Origin of the sequence: Vagococcus sp. (assembly GCF_052102835.1) — a bacterium.
Classification (GTDB): Bacteria; Bacillota; Bacilli; order Lactobacillales; family Vagococcaceae; genus Vagococcus.
The window spans coordinates 76473-93755 of record NZ_JBQEIL010000003.1 but is presented as its reverse complement, the minus strand read 5'-3'; the positions used below and the strand labels follow the sequence as shown (position 1 = coordinate 93755).

15 protein-coding genes are annotated in these 17283 nt (G+C 33.8%); 1 reads left to right on the top strand and 14 read right to left on the bottom strand.

Translation table 11 applies throughout. The annotated features are described in order from the left end of the window. Positions 1 to 7: 7 nt before the first annotated feature. The 14 genes from rnr to ACTJFD_RS04195 form a co-directional block, all read right to left on the bottom strand. Positions 8 to 2344 carry a ribonuclease R gene (rnr, locus tag ACTJFD_RS04260; protein WP_442259872.1) on the bottom strand — a complete coding sequence of 779 codons (2337 nt, stop codon included), beginning with the start codon at positions 2342 to 2344 and terminating at the stop codon, positions 8 to 10. After that, positions 2344 to 3087 carry an alpha/beta hydrolase gene (locus ACTJFD_RS04255; protein ID WP_442259871.1) on the bottom strand — a complete coding sequence of 248 codons (744 nt, stop codon included), beginning with the start codon at positions 3085 to 3087 and terminating at the stop codon, positions 2344 to 2346. The genes rnr and ACTJFD_RS04255 overlap by 1 nt, the downstream gene beginning before the upstream one ends. A gap of 82 nt (positions 3088 to 3169) precedes the next feature. Further along, a complete protein-coding gene (gene secG, locus ACTJFD_RS04250) occupies positions 3170 to 3406 on the bottom strand; it encodes a preprotein translocase subunit SecG (protein WP_442259870.1) in 237 nt (78 codons plus the stop codon). A 112-nt stretch (positions 3407 to 3518) separates the two neighbouring features. Continuing rightward, positions 3519 to 3734: a 2-hydroxymuconate tautomerase gene (locus tag ACTJFD_RS04245; protein WP_442259869.1), complete on the bottom strand. Its 216-nt coding sequence runs from the start codon at positions 3732 to 3734 to the stop codon at positions 3519 to 3521. A gap of 81 nt (positions 3735 to 3815) precedes the next feature. Beyond that, the gene (locus tag ACTJFD_RS04240) at positions 3816 to 5435 is read right to left on the bottom strand and encodes a glycoside hydrolase family 13 protein (RefSeq protein ID WP_442259868.1); all 1620 of its coding nucleotides are present in this window, start codon (positions 5433 to 5435) and stop codon (positions 3816 to 3818) included. Positions 5436 to 5453: 18 nt separating this feature from the next. Continuing rightward, entirely contained in the window at positions 5454 to 6305 is an 852-nt protein-coding gene (locus tag ACTJFD_RS04235) for a carbohydrate ABC transporter permease (protein ID WP_442259867.1), read from the bottom strand. Then, the gene (locus ACTJFD_RS04230; protein ID WP_442259866.1) at positions 6302 to 7174 is read right to left on the bottom strand and encodes a carbohydrate ABC transporter permease; all 873 of its coding nucleotides are present in this window, start codon (positions 7172 to 7174) and stop codon (positions 6302 to 6304) included. The genes ACTJFD_RS04235 and ACTJFD_RS04230 overlap by 4 nt, the downstream gene beginning before the upstream one ends. A gap of 11 nt (positions 7175 to 7185) precedes the next feature. Further along, complete coding sequence (locus ACTJFD_RS04225; RefSeq protein ID WP_442259865.1) at positions 7186 to 8439, bottom strand: ABC transporter substrate-binding protein; 1254 nt, start codon at positions 8437 to 8439, stop codon at positions 7186 to 7188. 153 nt (positions 8440 to 8592) lie between these two features. Continuing rightward, positions 8593 to 9618, bottom strand: a complete 1026-nt coding sequence (locus ACTJFD_RS04220; RefSeq protein ID WP_442259864.1) for a LacI family DNA-binding transcriptional regulator — start codon at positions 9616 to 9618, stop codon at positions 8593 to 8595. A gap of 118 nt (positions 9619 to 9736) precedes the next feature. Continuing rightward, on the bottom strand, positions 9737 to 10786 hold the full coding sequence (locus ACTJFD_RS04215) for an endonuclease/exonuclease/phosphatase family protein (protein WP_442259863.1): 1050 nt from the start codon (positions 10784 to 10786) through the stop codon (positions 9737 to 9739). 169 nt (positions 10787 to 10955) lie between these two features. Beyond that, positions 10956 to 14468 carry a SpaA isopeptide-forming pilin-related protein gene (locus ACTJFD_RS04210; RefSeq protein WP_442259862.1) on the bottom strand — a complete coding sequence of 1171 codons (3513 nt, stop codon included), beginning with the start codon at positions 14466 to 14468 and terminating at the stop codon, positions 10956 to 10958. A gap of 293 nt (positions 14469 to 14761) precedes the next feature. Continuing rightward, positions 14762 to 15103 (bottom strand): DUF1622 domain-containing protein, encoded by a 342-nt coding sequence (locus ACTJFD_RS04205; RefSeq protein ID WP_442259861.1) that lies wholly within the window; start codon positions 15101 to 15103, stop codon positions 14762 to 14764. Between the two features lie 62 nt (positions 15104 to 15165). Next, positions 15166 to 15762 (bottom strand): DNA-directed RNA polymerase subunit delta, encoded by a 597-nt coding sequence (gene rpoE, locus ACTJFD_RS04200; protein WP_442259860.1) that lies wholly within the window; start codon positions 15760 to 15762, stop codon positions 15166 to 15168. An 85-nt stretch (positions 15763 to 15847) separates the two neighbouring features. After that, on the bottom strand, positions 15848 to 16285 hold the full coding sequence (locus tag ACTJFD_RS04195) for a DUF1934 domain-containing protein (protein ID WP_442259859.1): 438 nt from the start codon (positions 16283 to 16285) through the stop codon (positions 15848 to 15850). Between the two features lie 144 nt (positions 16286 to 16429). Here ACTJFD_RS04195 and ACTJFD_RS04190 point away from each other — a divergent pair, with 144 nt between their 5' ends. Beyond that, positions 16430 to 17281 (top strand): lipoate--protein ligase family protein, encoded by an 852-nt coding sequence (locus ACTJFD_RS04190; protein ID WP_442259858.1) that lies wholly within the window; start codon positions 16430 to 16432, stop codon positions 17279 to 17281. Positions 17282 to 17283 lie beyond the last annotated feature (2 nt).

Genomic DNA, 17283 nt, shown 5'->3' with positions numbered 1-17283 from the left:
TCACCTACTACTTTTTTGTTTTTCGACCTTTTTTACTCTTCTTAACGGCTTTTTTATAGAAAGGTTGTTTGCTTGTCTTTTTTTCTTTTTCATCTGACTTTCTGGAACCCGTTTGAGGGCGTGGGGACCGTTTTCTTCGTTTTTCAATTTGAATACTTTCAGATACACTACTTTCGACAGGTGTTGCTGAAATTAATTCAAAGTCGATTTCTCGTGTTTCAGGATCTGCTTTGGTCACTTTAATCTTTACTGCTTGTCCTATCTTATAAACAACGCCTGTTCTTTCTCCAACTAAAGCTAAATGATTTTCAATAAAATGGAAATAATCATTTTTTAACTTACTGACATGAACAAGGCCCTCTACCGTATTTGATAATTCAATAAACATTCCGAATTTTGTAATCGAAGTAATCACACCGTCAAATTCTTCTCCGACCTTATCTTGCATAAATTCAGCTTTCTTCATACTGTCGGTTTCTCTTTCCGCTTCGACAGCACGGCGTTCCATTCTTGAACTATGATCTGCAATTTCAGGGATGGCTGCATCCCACTTATCTTGTGTTTTTTGAGTGACAGGATGTTGCTGATAGTCTTTAATTAAGCGATGAACGAGCAAATCTGGATAGCGGCGAATTGGCGAAGTAAAATGTGTATAATCATCCGCTGCTAAACCATAGTGTCCAACAGGTGTTTCAGCATATTTTGCTTGTTGCATACTTCTTAATAGCATCATATTTATCACAGGCTCTTCCGGTCGGCCTGCAATTTTATCAAGTACTTTTTGTAATTCTTTTGGAGAAACACTATCCTTAGTTCCCTTCACTACTATGCCAAAATTAGTAATAAATTCAAAGAAACGTTGAACTTTTTCCTCTTTAGGATGTTCGTGAATTCGATAAATAAAAGGTAGATTTAAACGATTAAAGTGCCCGGCAATCGCTTCATTAGCTGATAGCATAAAAGATTCAATCATTTTTTCAGCGACACCTCTCGTCCGTAGAATGATTTCTTCTGGACGACCTTCAGAATCAACTAAAATTTGAGCTTCACGGCTTTCGAATGAAATGGCTCCTCTATTTTTACGTTTGCCTTCTAATATATGATGCAGTTCAGCCATTGTTTCAAAGAAAGGAATTAATTCTTGATACTTTTCTAACGTCTCTGGCTGACCTTTATCTAAAATTTCATTCACAGCATCATAAGTCATTCGTGCAGTTGAATGAATCACACCTTCAAAAATATCATGGCCAACAACTTGCCCATCCGGGGTAATTTCCATCTCACATCCCATTACCAAGCGATCAACATCTGGATTAAGTGAACAAATACCATTTGACAGTTTTCTTGGTAGCATCGGAATCACACGATCGGTTAAATAAACACTTGTTGCTCGATCTAAGGCTTCCTGATCCAACGCTGAATTTTCTTTAACATAATGTGTAACATCAGCAATGTAGACACCCAGTTGGTAATTACCATTTGCTAATCGTTCAACACGAACTGCATCATCTAAATCTTTTGCTTCCGCGCCATCAATCGTCACGATGCATTCTTGACGTAAATCACGACGCCCTTCTAATTCTGTTGGTAAGACCTCATCTGGAACAGCTTCTGCTTCTTTTAAAGTCGCCTCATCAAATTCTGTAGGTATTCCTAATTGTAAAACAATGGATAGGATATCCATACCAGGGTCATTTTTATGGCCAACAACTTGCTTGACGATGCCTTCAAAGCTAGCTGTATAATCAACCGTTGGATAGTGAGTGATTTCGACTAAAACGACACTCCCATCTTCCGGCTTAATTCCTGTAGCTGTAATAAAAACTTTATAACTCGATAGTTTTTTATCTTTAGGTATAACCACACCATATAAATCAGTTTCTTTAATTTCATCTTCATCAAATAAAGTAAAAATGCCCACAAGTTGACTTGAACCTCGCTCCATCACTTTAATTACTTTACCTTCTGCAGCTTTACCTTCAAGAGGATCACCATTCGCGACGATTTCAATCTTGACCGTGTCTCCCTCTAAAGCAAAATTCGTTTGTCCCTTTGGAATAAAAACATCATCTTCCTCAGTATCAATAGTTACAAAACCAAAGCCACGCTCGTTAGCACGAAAAAGACCTTCTAAAACCATTGATTTATTAACTAATTTCACCTTACCTTTTTTATTAAAAGCGATCAAACCTTCACGCTCCATTTGTGCAATGGTTTGAACTAAAAACTTAAAATCTTTACTTTTTTGTAAATTTAATCCTTCAGCTAATTGTTCCATTGAAAAAGATCGTTTTTGACTTTCTTTCATATGGTCAATTATTTGTTCTTTTATATGTTTTACCATTATTCCACGTCCCATGCTAGTTTACTTAAAAAGTAAATAATATCTTGCTCAAATTGATGACGATCTTTGCTAATTGTTAAAACATGTGTACTTTTTGAATACCAATGAATTTCATGATCCGTTTCAGCTAGTCTTTGACCCATTTCATAAACTTTCGTGGCATCGACCATCTCATCTTTAGCGGACTGTCCTAAAAATACTGGAACTCTAATCATTGTCATTTTATCATAAACTTCGGTGGTGACTTGACCAATCGCTTCTAACTGCTTTTCTAATGGTAAAGATAATTGAGCAATTTCCGTCTGTATTTCTTGTTCTGTCAACCCTTTTTTCTTAAATATAATCTCACAATATTTTAGAAAGTTTGGGAAAATCTGCAATGTTTGATTCGGCACAATAGGTGAACTAAATGAACCTCCTCCTACTACAATTTCCGGATAGTTTTCCATTAATTTAGTAGCAAAAATACCTCCTAAAGATAAGCCAAAAACGGCGATTTCTTGAAAGCCATCCTCTATTAAAACCTGGACTGCCTGTTTAGCATCTTCCCACCATTCTAATGGTGAACAAGTTAATATATCTCTAGGATCCATTGTACCATGTCCTGAAAAAAGTGGTGCTATAACCGTATAATTTTCTTTTTCTAATTTACGTGCCAACATTCTAACATCATTTGGACTACCTGTATAAGCATGAAGTAAAACAACTGCCTTAGGTCCTTTTTTAAAATATAAACCACTCACAAATGGTTCCCCCTTTACCTCGATAAAAACAGATGACTAATCATCATAATAAAAAAAGCTCCTGTAGAGTCACAGGAGGCTTTTATTTTGAAGATAAGAATGCTAACGCAATAGCTAGTGCTATCCATGCGACACCCATTACGGCTGTTGCACGTTGCATAAAAGCTTCAAATCCTCTAGCTTTTGATTTACCAAATAATTCGCTTGCTCCACCAGAAAAAGCACTGGCTGCACTATTTTGTTTACTTGGCTGCATCATAACAGCCACAATAATCAAAACAGATAAAATAAGCATAATGGTTAGTAAGAGTTTATACACAATGTACCCTCCTAGTCTCTTCAATCTAACTGATATCTTATTAATACTACCATACGTCGTTTAAAAATTCTAGATAATTTAATAAAAATTATCTTGTTATTCAACATTATCGTTACTTTTTAGTAACACCACCGACAGCATAGTTCCCTTTTTCCATATCATGAATAACAATATGAACATTTTCACGTTGTGCCCCTGTATTTTTAACAATTGCTTCTGTAACGTCTTTAACCAAGTGATCCTTCTGTTCTTGCGTTCGACCTTCTAATAATTCAATATGTACAATTGGCATTTTGGCTTCATTCTCCTTTTTTATTAATTTTAGCATACTTTAAAATAATTTTAAAAGACTATCTTAAAAATAAAAAACGAATCTTCTTCTCAAAGATTCGTTTAAATGATTTATCTATTAGATAGCAGCAACAAAAGCTTGCCAAGGTTGTAGTGTTAATTGCTGTAATTCTTGAGGTGCTTTCATATTTTCAATCCAAATTTCCTTGATAGTTTCATCATAGTTAAAACTTTGTTCTTCATTTGAAAGATTCGCTACAACTAAGATTTTTTCCCCTTCATAATGACGGATATAAGCAAAAACTTTATCCGCTGTTTCTGATAGTAATTTATAATCACCCCAAACAACTAAAGGATTTTCTTTACGCAATTGAATTAATTTTTGATAAGTATAAAAAATAGAGTCTGAGTCTGCCAAAGCCGCTTCTACATTCAGTGTTTCATAGTTAGGATTAACGTGTAGCCACGGTGTTCCAGTTGTGAACCCACCATTTGCTTCATTTGACCATTGAATTGGCGTACGTGCATTATCACGCCCTTTAGTATTAATCGAACGGATGATTTCTGTTTCACTATACCCTTTAGCTAAACGATCATGATACAAGTTAATACTTTCAATGTCTTCGACTTCTTTAATACTTGTCACGGGATAGTTAGTCATCCCTATTTCTTCACCTTGATAAATATAAGGGGTTCCTTTCATCATATGCAGTAAAATCGCAAAAGCTTTTGCACTTTCTACTCGATAGTCTGTATCATTTCCCCAACGTGAAACAATACGTGGTGTATCATGGTTGTTCCAAAACAAACTATTCCAACCTTCGTCACCTAGTGAGCTTTGCCATTTTGAAAGAACAGCTTTAAGTTCTTTCATTTCTAAGGGCCTTAAATCCCACTTGTCTTTATTTTCTTGTTGATCTAAACCAATATGTTCAAATTGAAAGACCATCGATAATTCATGACGTTCTGGATCGGAATATAATTTCGCGATTTCAGGAGTTGCTCCCCACGTTTCACCGACTGTCATCACATCATAGTTACCAAAACTCGCTTGGTTCATCTCTTGTAGATAATCATGTAGCTTAGGTCCATTTCCGGTAATGCCCTCATCCGGTAGTTTACCAATCAAATCAATCACATCCATCCGGAAGCCACCAATTCCTTTGTCTAACCAAAAGTTCATCATATCTGAAACTTCTTGCCGAACCTTCGCATTTTCCCAATTTAAATCCGGTTGACGTTTACTGAAAAGATGGAGAAAATATTGACCACTCGCTTCATCTAATTCCCAAGCACTACCACTAAAAGTTGAAACTAAATCATTTGGAACCTCTCCATTTATTGGATTACGCCAAACATAATAATCACGGTAAGGGTTGTCTTTTCCTTTTTTAGCTTCAATAAACCAAGCATGTTCATCTGACGTATGATTAACCACTAAATCCATTATTAACTTAATCCCTCGTTGACTAGCCTTTTCGATGAGTTCATCCATATCAGCCATCGTTCCAAATTCTTCCATAATCTCTTGATAATTACTAATATCATAGCCATTGTCGTCATTGGGCGATTGATAGACAGGACTTAACCATAATGCCGTTATCCCTAGTTTTTCTAAATAATCTAAACGATTAATAATTCCTCTTAAATCACCAACTCCATCACCATTTGTATCTTGAAAACTTCTTGGATAAATTTGATAAACTACGGCAGATTGCCACCATTTATTTTTAGACATTTTATCGACTCCTTATCTTTATTTAACTGCTCCATCGGTTACACCTGCAATAATCCATTTCTGGAAGAAAATATAAATTAACAATACTGGTAAAATCACTAATAAATATGAGGCAAAGGCTAAATTATACTGCGTAGAAAATTGTCCTTGGAAAATATATTGTGATAATTGTAATGTTTGTTGTTCCGGTTTACTTAATAAAATCAACGGCATTAAGAAATCATTCCAAGTCCACATAAAACTTAAAATAGCGACTGTCGCATGAACTGGTTTTAACATTGGAAAAATCACGTAACGAAAAACTTGAAGTGGGGTTGCACCATCAATCTCAGCTGCTTCATCTAAAGCAACGGGTATTTTTTTAATAAAACCTGTGTAAAGAAAGGTGTTCATTGGTAAACCAAAGATAATATAGATAAAGGTAATTCCTAAAATATTATCTAAATTAAATAAAGATGCTTGTTTAACCAATGGCAACATAATCACGTTAAAAGGAATAAACATGGCACTTATAAAATAATAATACATCGCATTAAAAAATTTAGATTGTGAACGTTTACGTGTAATTGCATAAGCTGCTAAGCTATTTGTAAAAACCGTGAAAATTAAGTTAATTACTGTGATAAATAAAGTATTTAAAAATTTTTGAGGATAGTCTGTTAATTTCCATGCATCTGAAAAATTATGCCAATTAAATTTGGTTGGCCAACTCAAAACATTATCCATTTGTGAAGGATCCTTCACTGCAATCATTAAGGTCATATATAAAGGGCCAAAAATAGTAACGACGGCTAAGATAAACATGAGAACCGTCAGAGGCCAGTTGATGTCACCATTATTTTTTCTGAAAAAATTTTTTATCCGACTCATTGCATATTTGCCTCCCTTTTTTCAAGTACACGTAATTGAACGAATGAGATAATAACTACAACTAAGAAAAGAACCACTGAGTTAGCGGATTGATAGGCAAACTGACCACCGGTAAATCCTTTTTTATAAATTAACAGTGAAATTGATGTGGTTGATGTACCTGGTCCACCATTTGTCATAGCGATAATTTGGTCAAAAGCCATCAGAAAACCTTTAGCTGATAAGACCATATTTATGGTAAAGAAAGGAGCGAGTAACGGAAACGTAATTTTTCTAAATAAAGAAAAACCACTTGCACCATCTAATTCAGCTGCTTCATATACACTTTGATCTAAAGTTTGTAAGCCAGATAAATAGATTAGCGTATTAAACGCTAGCGACTGCCAGACAGTCACTACGACAATACCAACCCATGCATACTCTGTCCCTAAGATATTAACACTTAATGCTTCTAGACCTGCCGCTGTCCCAAATTGAGGTACTAAATGAGCAAAGATAAAATTAAAAATGAAACCAATAATTAAAGTTCCAAGCATGTAAGGTAAGAAATAAACAGCTTTAAGAAATTTTTGAAATTTTATTTTAGAATTCAATCCTAAAGCAATGAGTAAACCGATGATATTTACCAAGATAGTCGAAATAATAGCAAATTTAAAAGTAAAAAGATAACTATTCGCAATATCTTGATCTGAAAACATGTGAAGATAGTTTCTCAAACCAACAAAATCCCAATCACCATATCCACGCCAGTTAGTAAAACTGTAGAAAATACCTTCTAAAAAAGGAATCGTATGGAAAATAAAGAATAAAATAGCAAGTGGGGCAACCATAAAGTAAAAGGCCGGATGGATCTTATAAGGTTTTTTCATTTTCTTTCCTCCTAATCAATATTAGCGGCATCATAAGCTTCGTCCATTTTTTTCAATGATGCTTTAATATTTTCTTTCGTATTTACATTTGGTTTAGTCTGCTCTAACGCAAACTCTGATAATATCGCCGCTAAATCATAGCCGTTTGGTAAGAAATGATCGACAAAGTCATTCACTTTACCGGCTTCAATACTTGGTCGAATATTACTTAATGTTGGTGCGGTTTGACTAACCCCTTTTATCGCAGAAAAAGCAAATTGGTCATCCACATAACGTTGTGCTTGTTCCTTCTCTAACAAAAACTCAATAAATTCTTTTGATTCTTTTTGATTCTTTGTATCTTTTCCTACCATTAGCATCACATCAACACCACTTGTTACGAAATTTTTATCTGGTGTATTACTTGCCGGTAGTGGGAAAATATTAACCTGAATGTCTTTATTTGCTTTGACTACTTCTGGAATGGCCCACGTGCCGTTGATAATCATGCCCGCTTGTCCTTTAGCAAATTTTTGAATACCGTCAGGATAATTCGTTCCCATAGCATCCTTTTGTGTTAATTTCATTACTTCTGTTAGTTGCATCATTGGTTTAACCCAACCTTGTCTAAAGGTTGTTTTATTTTGTTGTCGTAAATCCATAAAGTCTTTTTCTACTAAAATTCCACTTAATGGATTGTAAATAGAAAGAATGGTCCAAGCATCTTTGAAGGTTCCTTCAATCGGTGTAATCCCTTCTTTTCTAAACACAGCACAAACCTCTAAAAAATCATCCCATGTTTTAGGTATTTCTAAATTATACTTTTCAAATAATGCTTCATTATAAATGACTCCCGCTGCATTGGTTGCATAAGGAACTCCGTAAAGTTTTTTTCGATCTTTTTGTAATTCTTGTGTCATTTTTTTATAAGCAGGTACGAAATTATCAGCAAAAGGTTCTTTTGATAAATCTTCTAACATACCCACATTAGCTAATTCGGTATATGTATTATCTCCGCCATATGCAATCACATTTGGAATATCATTTTTAACCAAACGAGTCCTCAAAATTGTTCCAGCTTCAGGTGGTGAAGTAAAGACAATGTCGATATCAGGATTTTTTTCTTCATACTCCTCAACAAATTGTTTGAAAACAAGCTGATTTTCTGGTTTACTACTAAAAAACTCAATTTTTGTTTTATCTGCGGTTTCCTCTTTTGTACATCCAGATAAAATCAGAACTCCAAAACTCAAAGCAGCTAAAGTCATAAGCACTTTCTTTTTCATCTTTGTCCTCCTTTAAGGTGTTACGAAACACCTATTGTTAAAAAAAATAATCTAAACCTTATTCTTCTCTTTAGGTGTTGCGGAACACCCTTCTCTAGAAATATAGCATGTTGAAAAAAGATTGTCAATTATTTTTTTTAAGCGGTTACATCTTTATAGTATTTTTTTTACAGAGGAACCATAAACTAATTCGGTCCCGATCCGATAATGTTTTGAAAAGATCTCTTGTGACTGAATTGCATTCAGTAATAAAGTAACGGCAACAGAAGCTTTTTCTTGTACATCTTGATAAACCGATGAGATTTGAGGATTAGCATAGCGACTGTAAGGTGTGCCGTCAAAACTAACGATAGAAATATCTTCAGGTACTTTGATTCCAAGGGTGTTTAATTCAGAAACCGATTGAACAGCTAATAAATCTGAAGCAAAAAACAAAGCAGTACAACCATTAAATTCTTGAGCAACTAAATTTTTAATCGCCGTCTGATAATGTCGATATGTAGAAATCAAACCATAGAGTTCAGCTTGAACACCTCGCTCTTTAGCCGCTTCTAAAAAGCCACGAGCACGAAAGGCATCAACCCCTTCCCAATTTGCAGGATTTTCTTCTTTAGCAATAAACATCAGCTGCTCATGTCCATAATCTATCAAATGTTTGGTCATTTTAAAAGCTCCTTCATAGTCTTCCAATCCGACACTTAATAATGGAGCTTGAGCTTCTTTAGCATAACTATCTAGAAACACAATCGGAACCTTTACTTTTTCTTGCCAACGAGAAATATCCTCATTAGAAGCTCCTGAAACAATCACCCCTTCTAAATCCCACATATCGACTAACCGAGCGCCTTCATTAAAATTAGAAACCCGGTGAAACATCATAAAATAACCTATTTCACGAATATTAAATTCCAGTGCTTGTATTAATTCACCATGATAGGGATTATCATAAAATTGCTCAATCAATGCCGATTCATCTTGAATGATAACACCGATAATTCTCGAACCATGTTTTCCTAATAATCGACCCGCCATATGAGACGAATAGTCTAACTCCTTGAGAGCTTTCTCAACCTTTTCTTTTGTTTCTGGAGAAACTTTTGAAAATCGACCATGAATGACATTAGATACAGTGGTCGGACTGACTCCAGTGTATTTTGCGATATCTTTAATTGTCGGCAATTTTCTCCCTCCTTTATTTTTTTATTAGTGTAACAGGTTGTATTTCATTAAACAATCTATCCAAAATTAGTCAAGAAGTCAAGGGCGTTTCAGCCCGTTTCCTCTTTCTCTTATTCTACTAATTGAATTCAAAGTTTAGTTGAACCGCTTGGTGATCTGTGTATCTGAAATCATGATTCAAAACTTGAGTACTCGCTACTTTTAGGTTATCTGAAACAATAAACCCATCAATCGTATGAACTTCTGATGTTTGGTATGAACCGGTATATGGACCATTTAAGACGCGAACCGTCGGATGTACTTCATCAAACTTAAAAGAAAAATGATTTGGTAAATCTTTATTTTGCATACTCCCCGGTCGCCAACCTTTTTTATTGACCTTAGGAAAATCAGCACTTCCTTCAAACACCTGATTAAAGTCCCCTCCAGCGACGACGTAATTACCTTTTTGATATTCTTTATTTAAAACTTTAGTTAATTTTTTACTTTGTGCTATCTTACCTTCGCCACTATCATACGCTTCTAAATGTAAATTAAAAACAACGAGTTCTTTTTCACTTCCCTCAATTGGAAAACGCGTTTCTAATAATGCACGTTTCAAATTTGCCATTCTGATTGGCCAAGTAAAGGGATTTGGTAAGGATATACGTTTTGCTTCTGTCATTTTTAGATTAGTCATTGTCACTAGACCGCTGTCAACCTTGCCAATAGGTGGTAGCGGAAAAGGAACAAAATCCACTTTAAAATTATTCGCAAAAACAGTGTCTGAGTTCAGCTTTCTCGCCAAATATTCTTCTTGATTAATATAAAAGGAACGTTTTGAATTTCGATCAACTTCTTGAAACAAAAAAATATCAGCCCCAGATTCCTTCATCGTTTTTGTGATGCCTTTTAAATTTTCTTCGACCAAGTTTATATTATCTGGTTGAACTTTTTTCCCACCATCCATAAAAAAGTCTTCCTTTTCACTCAATCCACTATAACCAATATTATAAGTTAATATCCCTACTCCATTTTTTTTCGATAAAACTTTTGTTCCCTTCGTTTGTTCGAGCACTTCAACACTTTCCGGACGATACTCAGTCAAACTTAAAAATCCGACTAAACTACCAACTGCTATAAAAATGACTAACAAACTTATTAAAATTACTTTCTTTATTTTTTTCATCTTTACTCCTTTAACAATAAATTTAATCACTTATCATACTTTTTATTTTAGCATAAACATCAGTAAATAAAAAAACAGAGTTATGATGAATCGACTTCCCAAAGTTAGATTTTTAATCTAACTTTGGGAAATCATTACATCACACTCTATTTTTAACCGCTATACTTAATTAATTTGTCTTTCTCTTTTTCAAAATTAAGACAAGTCCAACTAAAACAATCAGTACACCAGCACCTATCATCAAGGGATTAACACTATCTCCCGTTTGAGGAAGTGTTTTACCTTTACTCTTTTTAGCTTCTTTATTTGAAGCCACTAAGCCTTTGTTAGGTTTTTTAGTTGCTGATTTTACATCTTCTTCACTTTCTTTTTCTGGTGTTACTTTTTCCGGTTTTTCTTGTTCTGGTTTTTCCGGCTTCACTGGTTTTTCTTTTTCCGGTTTATCAACATTTTCACCAGCTTCTGCATCTTTAATTTTTTGATTAGTCACTGTTTCAATCGTTATTCCTAACTCAGTTTGACCAATTGTTATTGTACGATCACTTTGGTCGATTTCATAACCTACGGGTGCTTTTGTTTCTGTTAGAGTATACTGACCAAACTCTAAATCTTGAACTTTAGCTTCACCATTTTCATCTGTCACTAAAACAAATGTTTCCTCTGAATTTGCAACTGATGTCAATGTAAATTCGGCACCTGCTAAATGATTTTCTTTATCAGAAGCATCAATTTTAACCACTTTGAAATCACCGAATTCTGGTACTATTGGAATTTCAATTTTTTTATTCGATATATTCATTATTTTTTCTTGATCTTTTTCTATAACAACAAGTTGAGGTGTTGTATCTAACTCATAACCTGTTGGTGCTTGAGTTTCTATCAAATTATAATTTCCAGAAGGTATTTTTTCAAATACTAACTCACCGTTGTTTCCAGTTACTGCACTAAATACTTTTTCCGGATTATCAATAGAAACTAATTCGAATTGCGCTCCTGATAATTTAATATCAGACTGTTCAATATCAAATTTAATTACTTTTAAAGATCCCACTCCACCATTAGGTTCAATTGGAATTAAAGGGACTGACTTAATATTTGGTATCGATAAACCGATAGTATTATTGTTGTTATTTTTAACAACACTCACATTAATTTCTTTTTCACTTATTTCATACCCTGAAGGAGCCGCAATCTCTTTCAGTGTGTACAAACCTAAGTCTAATTGGTCAAATATTAATTGCCCATTTTCATCAGTGAGTCCTGTTTGAGAATAACTACCATCCTTTGAAGTTAACCTAAACTCGGCTCCTGATAAGACTTTTGTACTATCACTTGAATCTATTTTTTTAATCATTACCTTGCCTTTTTCTACAGGCAAGATTGGTACTTCTTTTGTATTAGTAATTATTAACGAATTTTTATTAAGTTCATCTACACTTTTTTTAATTTCAATTTGTTTTTCTTGTGTGTCTAAAATATAGCCTACTGGTGCTTTTGTTTCTACCACTTGATAGTTACCAAATGGTAAATCTATAACTTGAGCTACTCCCCATTCGTTGGTTGTCACAGTAGCAATTGTTTCATTATTTTCATTAATTATTTTAAATTCCGCCCCCGCAAGAACCTTCGTACTATCACTTGAATCTATTTTACTAATCTCAAGTATTCCTAGTTTTTCAGTGTTCGTTACGACAAAACCAGTTTTCATATCCCCTGTAACTGTTGATGTTAAACGATCACTTACATTAACTTCTTTTATAGAATACTCAATTTTTACTAATTTTCCAGCCACTTTTTCTGTTGTTGGCAACTCTTTAATTTCCTGTTTCCAACTGTTACTTTCATCCAAGGTAACTTTCTTCACTTCAACCGCATCTGAAGTTCCCACTGTTTTCATCAATGATACTTCTACTGGTTGAATTAACCCATTATCTTTAACATCCCATTTCTTCTCAATCGAAACTTTCGTTGTCGATGGTGTCAGTGGTTTGATTGGTTCTGTTTTTTGTGTGTTCGTTACGACAAAACCAGTTTCCATATCCCCTGTAATTGTTGACGTTAAACGATCACTTACATTAACTTCTTTAACTGAATAAGTTACTTTAATTAATTTTCCAGCCACTTTTTCTGTTGTTGGTAACTCTTTAATTTCCTGTTTCCAACTGTTACTTTCATCCAATGTAACTTTTTTCACTTCAACCGCATCTGAAGTTCCCACTGTTTTCATCAATGATACTTCTACTGGTTGAACTAACTCGTTATCTTTAACATCCCATTTTTTCTCAATCGAAACTTTCGTTGTCGCAGGGATTAATGGAAGCCAAGGATCAAATTTTTTATTTAAAATTTCTTCTGTTAATGTTTGACCTGATTCAAGTACAATTTTAATTGGTTTATCTAATTTTTGATAACCCGCTGGAGCTGCTATTTCTGTTAATTCATACTCGCCAGTATCAAAAATAATCTCTTCATTTGTTTGTTCATCTAAGAATTGATAAACTCCTGTATTACTAACTTCTGTTGAAAAATAGACTTTATTGTCTACAACAGATTTTAAACTAAATTTAGCTCCTGTTAATTTCTCTTTTGTGTCTGTATCTTTTTTTTCTAATTGAATAGTTTCTTTGTTTCGATTACCCGTTGACCATAAATCGCTATTAAAACTAACCTCTCCATGAGTTTTAGTTTCTTTACCATCATAGCTTAATTTTACACCATTAGTAATTTTAGTATCACCTTTTCCAAATTCACCAGTATATTTTGTTTGATACTGATAATTATAATGGAAATAAACTTTTTTGTTTTCTACTGACTCATTTAATTCAAAACTTGGTATTTCAAAACTAAATTTTGAACCCTCTTGTTTTACACTTTGCTTAATCTTAAGTTCAATTTCATTCATCTTTTGTTTTAAAGAAGCGTCTGGACTAATACTATCGTATTTGTCGCCTTCAGCTGTATAAACAAAAGCGTCTAATGTTACTTGGATAGTATCTAGTAATATCTCTTGTTCCCCAGCAGGGGTATCTTCATAATGAATTTTACTTGTGATGTAATCATCTCGCTTAACATCATTAATTGCCCCATACCAATCAATTTTATTAGTATCATGTAGATTTTGAATTCCTGCTTTGTAAACTACCCCACCAAATACATCACGAGGGCCTTCCGTTGATGGACGTTCAGTAACATTGACTGTTGTGTCAACAAATACCTGACCATCAATTTCAATTTTAACGTCTTGATTGCCTAATGTTTCACTCATCTTAGCTGCAATGACAAAACCGCCTTTTACACCTGTACTATGTTCGACTTGTTCTGTAAAGGTATATACATATTTATTTTCTGATTCGATATATTTTCCAGTAGCATAAACAATGCTTGGATCATCTGAATCTTTAAAATCACCTAAATCGTCAACACCCCGTAACGCCTCTGGTAAATTTATCTCAAAATAATCACCTGCGACCGCAGTATTATTTTTTAATGCCCATTTACCATGAAAATAGACTTCCATCCCAGGATATAATGTTGTCTTTTCATTAATCTCCTGATTACGACCATCTTTTAATTCTAGACTTTGGATTACACTAACTTCCTTTGCCTCGACTATTTCTCCCCGTACACTAAATAGTGTAAAAATTGATATTAAGAGGGTAAAGAGTTTTACCCAATTCCCCATGCGATACCTCACTAAAAAATCACTCCTCATATTAATTATATTTTCAAAAAAACGACATTTTACAGTACGTCTATACATTTTCGATAATAACACGAGACGTTTTTTTTTTTTCGTTTTTTTCATAACAATATGCAATAATTTACAAAGTTTTTTCATTCGCCTAACTTTAGTGTTAAATAACAAAATTAAAACAATTAAACGTACTAAAACACTTCAAAATGTACATAAAAAAACGAGAACCTTTTTTTAAAGATTCTCATTCCCTTTTAATATAAGTTATCATTTTAAAAAAATCATTGTTCGATATGTTCGATCTCTTTACCTAAAAAATAGGAAATAGCTGTTCGTATTACGACAACACCTGCCAAAATCAGAATATCTTCAATCGTTGGATTAAGAATGGTTTCAATAATATCAGAGGCTATTAAAACTTCTAAACTTAAAAGAATATAAGAACCAAGATATAACTTTATATGATTGTTTCTTTGCACAATTTCATAACGCGTTCCTTTTTCTGTCTCATTTTTAGTAAAATCAATGACGGATTTTCCAACTCCAATCACTAAAATTAAAATAGAAAAAGCATTTAAAATAAGCACAATTATTTCAACTATTTGTGATAAATATAACAACATTGCCTCATCTCCTAATGATTTTAAAAAAAAGAAGAGACTCGTGAAAACAGTCTCCCCTTTTATTAAATTGTTTCTTCTTCTTCTTCTTCGTCGTCACCAAATAATTCTTCATCATCAACAATTGTTAAATTGTCAGCAACATCGTCTTCTTCAACGTCTTCGTCAGCCCCAATTTCTGTTAAATCAGTTGTGTATTGTTTAATTTCTTTGGTTTCATCTTCGTCTTCATCGTATAAATCGTCTTCGTCGTCATGATCTGTTAGTTCTAAATCTTCTGGATCATCATCATTATAGTCAATTGCATCTTCATCAGCTCCGATAAAGGCATTCACTTTTTTACGTTTTTTACGACGTGGTGCTTCATCTTCATCTTCATCAATTCCAGTGACTTCTTCGTCAATTGAATCAATTGGATACCAACCTCGTAAGCCCCAACGGTTATCACCTAGGGAAATGAAACTTCCATCAATGTTTAAATCAGTATAAAATTGAGGTAACGTCGCTCTAATTTCACTATCTGATTTCTCCAAGTAAGTTTGAATTTGATTCACTAAGTCAGAAAAATCCATAATGTCACCATGCTGTTCTAATATAGCATGAGCCACTTCAATCATTGATAATTCACTTTTAATTTTGTCTTCTAATGCTTTAATTTCCAACTGGCACACGTCCTTTCACAGTCTACTCTCTATAATACAATAAAATGATAGCGAATTGCAATTGAATATCGTTTTTTTATCGATATTATGCAGTAAAAGACAAGTCTAAGTGATAAACTCCTAATTTATCGGCTCCTGCAAATAAATCATAGTCAACTAAGACCCTTCCAGAATAAGGGCGATCTTTCAAACTCACTCTGATATTATTTGTATAGGTCGCAATATCTAATTGTCCAAAAGGAGATTTATACGCCGTTTCTTGACGAGATTGATAATGAAAACGCAATTTCATCCTTAATTCACCCGCTCTAATCAATTCAACTTTACCATCAGGTAATATTTTTAACGTTACAGGAATTTCCGAGTCAACCCCTTCCATCTTTTCATCGTAACGTAAATAGAGAACTTCTCCGATACGAACCATTTTTCCCGAAACTTCAACAACGTGTTCAACCAATTCATTCTCTTGAAATACTTCTGTTTTTATTTTAATTTCTACTGGTACTGAAATTCTTTCTTCCATTGTTCCACCTCATTCATCTTTCTAATAGCTTTTCTTCATTTTGCTGATTTTTTTCAGTTTTGTCAAACATTCTAGTCATGATTACTTTCCGAATCCTTTTTCAGTCGGTATAATGAAACCATTAATCAATAAGGGGATATCATCATGAATGAAAAATTATTAGGCACACTCATTGATCAAAAAATGATTTCAAAAAATAAAAATTATACACCATTTATTTACACTGACTTACTTACAACCTTTGCAGGTGAAAAAAATTGCGCTTTCTTTCACTTTTGGCAATTAGAGCAACACGTCATTCTTGGAATGAAAGACACTCGAGTACCTGATCTAAAAAGGGGGCTCAAAGCCATTAATCAATTGAACTACCAAGCTGTTGTCAGAAATTCTGGTGGGCTCGCTGTTGTGAGCGATGAAGGCATTCTTAATTTTACGTTAATTTTACCACATGAATGGAAAAATCACCTTCATTCAATTGAAGAAGGTTACTTGATGATGAAAGAAATTATCCAACTCGCTTTTCAAGACCAAAAAATGACGATTGAATCATTTGAAGTTAGTGATTCCTATTGCCCTGGTGAATTTGATTTAAGTATTAACGGGTACAAATTTGCTGGGATTGCCCAACGACGGGTCAAAAAAGGAATTGCTATTATGATTTATTTAAGCGTTTTTGGTGAACAAGGACAACGAGGAAAACTAATTGAAAATTTTTATCGGCAATCGCTTGGAGATAATTTTGGTAAAGACGGGTATCCTCCCGTTAGACCAGATTCAATGGCAAATCTAAATGACCTACTTAAAACGAACTTCTCAATTGAAGAAGTCAAAAAAAGAATCGAAAAAGCACTTAGTAAAAAATTTGATTTAACTAACTTAAAAGAGCATCCTATTAACGGTTATCTCGATAGTGATGTATGGCAAATTGATTTTGATAAACAACAGACTCGGATGGAACAACGAAATACGATATTAACCGAACTCAAGGAGGAATAAAG

What these genes read in the sequence shown, in the direction of transcription:
- rnr (WP_442259872.1), bottom strand. Translation starts at nt 2,344, where the DNA reads ATGGTAAAACATATAAAAGAACAAATAATTGACCATATGAAAGAAAGT.
- ACTJFD_RS04245 (WP_442259869.1), bottom strand. Translation starts at nt 3,734, where the DNA reads ATGCTAAAATTAATAAAAAAGGAGAATGAAGCCAAAATGCCAATTGTA.
- ACTJFD_RS04240 (WP_442259868.1), bottom strand. Translation starts at nt 5,435, where the DNA reads ATGTCTAAAAATAAATGGTGGCAATCTGCCGTAGTTTATCAAATTTAT.
- ACTJFD_RS04235 (WP_442259867.1), bottom strand. Translation starts at nt 6,305, where the DNA reads ATGAGTCGGATAAAAAATTTTTTCAGAAAAAATAATGGTGACATCAAC.
- ACTJFD_RS04230 (WP_442259866.1), bottom strand. Translation starts at nt 7,174, where the DNA reads ATGAAAAAACCTTATAAGATCCATCCGGCCTTTTACTTTATGGTTGCC.
- ACTJFD_RS04225 (WP_442259865.1), bottom strand. Translation starts at nt 8,439, where the DNA reads ATGAAAAAGAAAGTGCTTATGACTTTAGCTGCTTTGAGTTTTGGAGTT.
- ACTJFD_RS04215 (WP_442259863.1), bottom strand. Translation starts at nt 10,786, where the DNA reads ATGAAAAAAATAAAGAAAGTAATTTTAATAAGTTTGTTAGTCATTTTT.
- ACTJFD_RS04210 (WP_442259862.1), bottom strand. Translation starts at nt 14,468, where the DNA reads ATGGGGAATTGGGTAAAACTCTTTACCCTCTTAATATCAATTTTTACA.
- ACTJFD_RS04205 (WP_442259861.1), bottom strand. Translation starts at nt 15,103, where the DNA reads ATGTTGTTATATTTATCACAAATAGTTGAAATAATTGTGCTTATTTTA.
- ACTJFD_RS04195 (WP_442259859.1), bottom strand. Translation starts at nt 16,285, where the DNA reads ATGGAAGAAAGAATTTCAGTACCAGTAGAAATTAAAATAAAAACAGAA.
- ACTJFD_RS04190 (WP_442259858.1), top strand. Translation starts at nt 16,430, where the DNA reads ATGAATGAAAAATTATTAGGCACACTCATTGATCAAAAAATGATTTCA.